The 6,171-nt window shown below is 38.6% G+C and carries 5 protein-coding genes and 3 pseudogenes; all 8 read left to right on the top strand.

Features of this window, described 5'->3' with window-relative positions:
- Positions 1-323: pseudogene (locus V7147_RS24160) on the top strand (alpha-D-ribose 1-methylphosphonate 5-triphosphate diphosphatase); the annotation flags it as partial.
- Between the two features lie 30 nt (positions 324-353).
- Positions 354-1,073 (top strand): phosphonate C-P lyase system protein PhnL, encoded by a 720-nt coding sequence (locus V7147_RS24155; RefSeq protein ID WP_335370342.1) that lies wholly within the window; start codon positions 354-356, stop codon positions 1,071-1,073.
- A 102-nt stretch (positions 1,074-1,175) separates the two neighbouring features.
- A complete protein-coding gene (gene phnD, locus V7147_RS24150) occupies positions 1,176-2,201 on the top strand; it encodes a phosphate/phosphite/phosphonate ABC transporter substrate-binding protein (protein WP_335370341.1) in 1,026 nt (341 codons plus the stop codon).
- 35 nt (positions 2,202-2,236) lie between these two features.
- Positions 2,237-3,025, top strand: a complete 789-nt coding sequence (gene phnC / locus V7147_RS24145) for a phosphonate ABC transporter ATP-binding protein (protein ID WP_335370340.1) — start codon at positions 2,237-2,239, stop codon at positions 3,023-3,025.
- The gene (locus V7147_RS24140) at positions 3,015-3,800 is read left to right on the top strand and encodes a PhnE/PtxC family ABC transporter permease (protein ID WP_335370339.1); all 786 of its coding nucleotides are present in this window, start codon (positions 3,015-3,017) and stop codon (positions 3,798-3,800) included. Before phnC ends, V7147_RS24140 begins: the two co-directional genes overlap by 11 nt.
- A complete protein-coding gene (locus V7147_RS24135) occupies positions 3,800-4,672 on the top strand; it encodes a PhnE/PtxC family ABC transporter permease (protein ID WP_335370338.1) in 873 nt (290 codons plus the stop codon). Before V7147_RS24140 ends, V7147_RS24135 begins: the two co-directional genes overlap by 1 nt.
- Positions 4,673-4,920: 248 nt before the next feature.
- A pseudogene (locus V7147_RS24130) lies at positions 4,921-5,693 on the top strand (HAD family hydrolase).
- 205 nt (positions 5,694-5,898) lie between these two features.
- Positions 5,899-6,171 (top strand): annotated as a pseudogene (locus tag V7147_RS24125) (PstS family phosphate ABC transporter substrate-binding protein); the annotation flags it as partial.

Raw genomic sequence — 6,171 nt, 5'->3', positions numbered from 1 at the left:
GCAAAAGAACTTGGTATGTTCACGATTGCGGGTGCACCAAACGTGCTACTCGGGGGCTCTCATAGTGGGAATTTGGGGGCGGCTGAAGCAATACAAAATGAGGTAATTGATATTCTGTGTAGTGATTATTATCCTGCAGCCATGCTTCATTCGATTTTTGCTTTAGTGGACCAGTATGGACAAAGCTTGGTCGAAATGATAAAGCTTATTACCATCAATCCAGCCAGNNACTTATCATTGAAAAAATCACTGACGATTTCCCGGTAATTACGAGTGTCTTTGTGGACGGGAAGCTGATTCAGAAGACAAATTATCGTGTTTAGTAGTAACGATCATAGAAAGTAGGTGTTCAGATGGAGACGCTTCTAGAGATTAAAGATTTAACAAAGGCCTTTCATCTCTATCATGTAGGAAAACATATCCGTGCTGTTGAAAATGTAGGGATTCAATTGAAGGAGGGAGAGTTTGTTGGAATAACAGGTAAAAGCGGTAGTGGAAAGTCTACGATTTTAAAATGCATCTATGGGACCTACCGGACTCAGCAGGGAAGCATTTTCTATCACTCGAAAAGGTTTGGTCCGATAAACCTAGCGGAAGCGACAAATCGACAAATGCTGTATTTACGTAAGCATGAGATTGGGTATGTGTCGCAATTTTTAAATGTCATGCCAAGGACAACCGCAAGGCAGCTAGTGAAGCAGGCAATCATTGAAATGGGAAACGATCATGAAATGGCGGAGAGGGAAACGGAAAACATTCTTTCACATTTTGAATTAGATCCTGAGCTATGGGATAGCTACCCAACCACTTTTTCAGGTGGAGAAAAGCTACGCCTGAACATTGCCCGTGCGATGGTTAAGAAACCACGACTTCTCTTATTAGATGAGCCGACTGCAAGCCTTGACCACGACTCGAAAATCAAGGTGAAACTATTGATAGAGCAGTTAATGAAGGAAGGCACGACGATGCTTGGGATTTTCCATGATCTTGAGTTCATGAATGATTTATGTGACCGTGAATATAACATGCAAAATGGCGTTTTTTCCCCTGGTGCCAGTTTAACGAAATCTTAATAAACTCTAATACTCTATTAACGATAGCTTTATATTAAGTAGATATAGTAGTGAACGTAGGTTGTTTATCACAAAAATAAAAACAGTGTGAGGAGATTTTAAATGAAGAAAACATTGTTGTTTTTAGTAGCTTTAGCAATGGCAGTTGTATTTGCGGGATGTTCATCATCCGCAAGTTCAAAAGAAAAATTAACAATCGCCTGGCTTCCAAATGAATCCGGAGCAGATCTTACTGAAGCACGTGATGCAATTGGAAAAGTAATAGAAGAGAAAACTGGTAAAAAAGTAGAGCACCAAACAACAACAGATTACATCGTAGCAATTGAAGCAATTGCAAATGGAAATGCAGATATGGCTTTCCTAGGAGCACAAGGCTACATAGAAGCACACAATAAAAATGACAAGGTTCTTCCACTAGTTGTCCCAACAGGTGCATCTGGAACGCTTGATGACGCAGTATACTATAGCTGGTTATCCGTTGAAAAGAACAATGCAGATGAATATAAGAATGGTGGAGAGTTCTCCATTGATAATATTCAAGGAAAGAAATTTTCATTTGTGTCAAATAGCTCAACATCAGGTTTTAAAGTCCCATCGAATGGAATTGTTAGTTACTTTACCGGAAAAAGTGAGTTTAAGGATTTAACAGCAGAGGACTTACTTGAAGGTGGAAGCGACAAATTCTTTAGTGAAGTATTATACGGTGGTTCACATCAAGGTTCAGCAGTAAACCTATTATCGGGTAAAGCGGATGTAGCAGCATTCTGTGACACATGTGTAAATAATTATGTTGAATTAGCTGAAGGTGATGAAAATCGTCCAGGTGCAATTTACCGTGTACACGATAATGCAGCAGAACCATTTAATACGGTTACTGGGAAAGAATTTACTTTAATCTCTGTTACACCAGTATTAAATGCACCATTTGCTATTAACACAGAAAACGTTGATGAAGAGCTTCAAAAACAGCTTCTTGAAATCATGACATCTGATGAAATTGCAAATAACGAAAAAGTATTCGTACCAGAGGGTTCTGAGTTTTCTGGCCTATTTAAGAAATCAGCAGATGAGCGTTTAATAAAAGTAGAGGATTCTTGGTTTAATCCAATTCGTGAGCTTTCAAAATAATGACTGAATGAATAATGGATAAGGAGAGGTTAGCGATGACAGCCTTACTGCAGGTGAATCAAGTATCTAAACAATTCGGCAGTGATACATGGGCATTATCAGATGTTACCTTCTCCGTAAAAGAGGGAGAGTTTGTTTCAATCATTGGTCCATCTGGAGCAGGGAAATCAACTCTCCTTCGCTGTATCAATCGGATGATTGATGCATCGAGCGGAGAAATTATGTTCGATAATCGAGATGTATTGAAAATGAAAAAGAAAGAACTAAAACTTGTTCGTACTCAGATCGGTATGATTTTCCAACATTATAATTTAGTCAATCGCTTAAGTGTAATCGAAAATACGCTTCATGGTAATCTAGGTAAAAAATCAACAATCGCAGGTGTTCTCGGTCTCTACAGTCAAGAAGAGAAGGAGCAGGCTCATCATATTTTAACTGTGCTTGGTCTTGAAGAACATATTAACAAACGGGCTGACCAGCTAAGTGGTGGTCAAAAGCAGCGTGTCGGCATTGCCCGAGCTTTGATTCAAAATCCAAAAATGATGCTCTGTGATGAACCAATTGCTTCTCTTGATCCTAACTCAGCGAAGACCATTATGGATCATTTAAAAAATATTTCGATTACAATGGGCATTACCGTTTTAGTCAACCTCCACCAAGTCGATGTCGCGTTAAAGTATTCTGATAGAATTATTGGAATTAACAGTGGTAAGGTTGTTTTTGAAGGCTCTCCTAAAAACATCACAAAAGAAGACATTCAGTTGATTTACGGATCCGAAGCGGATGAGCTGATTTTTGATCTAGGAGGCATCCATGCAAGCTAATTATTTTGCGAAAAAAAGACGAAATTCTCTTCTCTTTATCTTGATTTTAGGTGTCGTCACATTCCTGGCTATTTTAATAACGGAGTACAATATCGTAAAAGGCTTCACTTCCCTTCCGAAGGCAGTGGAGTGGGCACTAGGAAATTTTTATCCAACAGCTGAATCATTGTCAAAGCTTCCCAACATTCTAGACAAGCTTATCGAAACATTTCTTGTCTCCGTAGCTGCTACAACCGTTGGTGCAGTGTTTGCCATTCTATTTGCGATTATGGGTTCAAATACAACGAAAGTAAATGGCTTTTTTGGAAGTATAAGTCGAGGAGTTGCTACAGTTTTTCGTAATATTGACGTGGCTGCATGGGCAATGATTCTCCTATTTTCGTTTGGACAAAGCTCATTAACTGGGTATTTTGCCTTGTTTTTTGGATCGTTCGGATTTTTAACGAGAGCGTTTGTCGAAACGATTGATGAGGTTAGCGGTGGTTCGGTCGAAGCATTACGTGCAACTGGGGCAAGTTATTTTTCAATTATTTTTCAATCTGTAATACCGTCAAGCCTACCGCAAATGATTAGCTGGGTATTATTTATGATTGAGACGAATATTCGAAGTGCAACGTTAATTGGCTTATTAACAGGTTCGGGTATCGGATTTACGTTTAATTTGTACTATAAAAGCTTGAACTATGATATTGCATCCCTTGTGGTAATTGTGATTTTGGTAGCTATTTTAACGATTGAGACCGTTTCAAATTATGTAAGGAGGGTGATTCTGTAATGGAGATCAATGAACAAATAAAGAAGGTGTCGACACCGTCTAAAGGTCTACAGAGCGCCTACCCTCGTAAGCATATTAAAATCAAATCAATGACAAAATCAGTGATTGTTACGAGGATGACGCTATTAGTGCTTTCTCTTTTAACGGTTTACGCATTTTTTAGCTTTGATTATAAGGAGCTAGATTTTATACAAGCTGTACAGAATACGATTGTAAATTTGAAATCGATGTTTTTGGAGCCGCATTTTAACCATTTCACCTTTTCACATGCATTCTACCAAGTCTTTGTGACACTAGGCTTAGCTTTTCTTACGACCTTATTCGGTGCGATCATTGCTGTACTTCTGGGATTGCTTGCCGCAGAAAATTTAACGTCTAAACGAATGTCTTCGGTAATTAAGAGTGCAGTAGCCATTATCCGTGCTATTCCGACTGTATTATGGGTGTTAATTTTTGCAGTTGCAGCTGGCCTCGGAAGTGTAGCAGCCGTTATTGGTATGACTTTTCACTCAGTCAGCTACTTAGTAAAAGCTTATTCGGAGTCGTTTGAGGAATTGGACAAAGGGGTGATTGAAGCTCTTCAAGCAAGTGGTGCAAGCTGGTGGCAGATTATTTTCCAAGCCGTAATCCCATCCTCCCTCACGTATATGATTTCATGGACCTTCCTGCGTTTTGAAATTAACTTCGCAGTAGCCGTTGCCATGGGAGCTGCAGCGGGTGCTGGTGGAATTGGATTTGACATGTTTATGGCAAGTAATTTCTACCTTGATATACGAGAAATTGGTACAATCACCTACTTCATCCTAGCAGTTGCCATCCTTCTCGAAGTGATTGCAACAAAATTCAAAAAGCATTTGAAGGTAGGAAACTAAAAGAAAGCATGCAGAGGAGAATCTGCATGCTTTCTTTCAGCTTTGTGTGGTTTTGGCATTCCAGTAAATAATGAACTTGTAAATCCGACCATTCAATAAAGATGTCCCAAAAATTGGGTTGTTTCACTACACGATTTGGGTTGTCCTCAGCTGTCCAATAAACTTCATTTAATCTGCACACTGAATTTACTTGGCTTTAATATTCGGATGATATGATTGGTTTATCAACGAATGAGGAGGCAATTTAAATGAATGTGCGCGCAATATTTATTGATATGGATGGTACACTACTAACAGCCTCAAATAACATTTCTCGCAGGAATATAGAAGCCATTAATAGGCTCATTAATCAGGGAATAAAGGTTTTTCTAGCCACTGGTCGACATTATGAAGTAACTGCTCCCTACCATAAAGAACTTGGATTACGAACTCCGATGATTTGTTTGAATGGTGCTGCTATTCACGATGCGATGACGGGAAAAGCGATACAAAAGAGAACCATCCAATTAAATGAAGAACGATTTCACCATCTGACCACCGAAAATCCTTGTAATGTTTTAGTTCATACAGCAAACGGGCTTTATTGTAAGGAACAAACTGAAGAAATCGATTATTGGACAAAAGTTGGGCAAATTCCGCCACGATATATTGGGGATTTAAGGCAAGCTAATTATCAAGATGTTCTTAAATATAGTGTTCGAACAGGTACAGCAAGTCCTGAGTTATCTGCTTTATTTAAAAGAGAAGCAGAAGTCATCGATTGGAATGACGGGTTTGAGTTACTTGCTCCTAATGTTTCTAAATGGTCTGCTATAAAAAGCTTGATTCACGCATNNCGATTGGCGATGGACCAAATGATATCGAGATGCTTCGTCATGCCGGTACAGGTGTAGCAATGGGGAACGCAAATAAAGATGTAAAAAAAGTAGCTGATTTTGTTACTGGACATCACCAAAATGATGGATTAGCTGAGTTTATCGAGCGATATCTTTGTAAACCTTTTGAACCATATGCCTTGTAAGGTTAAAAAAATGATGTATTCAGGTTGTTATTTTTGCAATTCTTTTTCTAGTTAAAACTAAATACACTTTCCATGCGACCATATAAGTAGAAACTTGATATGGTTTTTTTATGTTTTGGGTTTATTTATTTTTTACTCTTTTTAAATAAATTTCCTTTTTGGTGGGAAATGTAAGAGAGATAAAAAAATAGATAGGGTGATTCTAATGGAATTTAAAAAGGTCATAAAATTCTTTATTGTGTCAATAGTACTACTTATTTTAGGTGCATGTGGTGGTGGAAATAATAACGGAACTAGTGGAGGGTTAGATGGTAGTGTTGTAATAGATGGGTCAGGAACCGTTTTTCCGTTAATGTCAAAGCTGGCAGAAGATTACATGACAAATGAACAGGAGAATGTGTCGGTTGAGGTAAGTAGAGCTGGAACAAGCGCTGGCTTTAAAAAGTTCCTGGTTGAGGGTGGCGGAACAGATTTCAAT

The sequence above is a fragment of the Bacillus sp. JJ1521 genome, from assembly GCF_036965165.1.
GTDB lineage: Bacteria > Bacillota > Bacilli > Bacillales > Bacillaceae_L > Ferdinandcohnia.
Note: the sequence above shows the minus strand (reverse complement) of the source record. Positions and strands in the feature narration are given on the sequence as shown.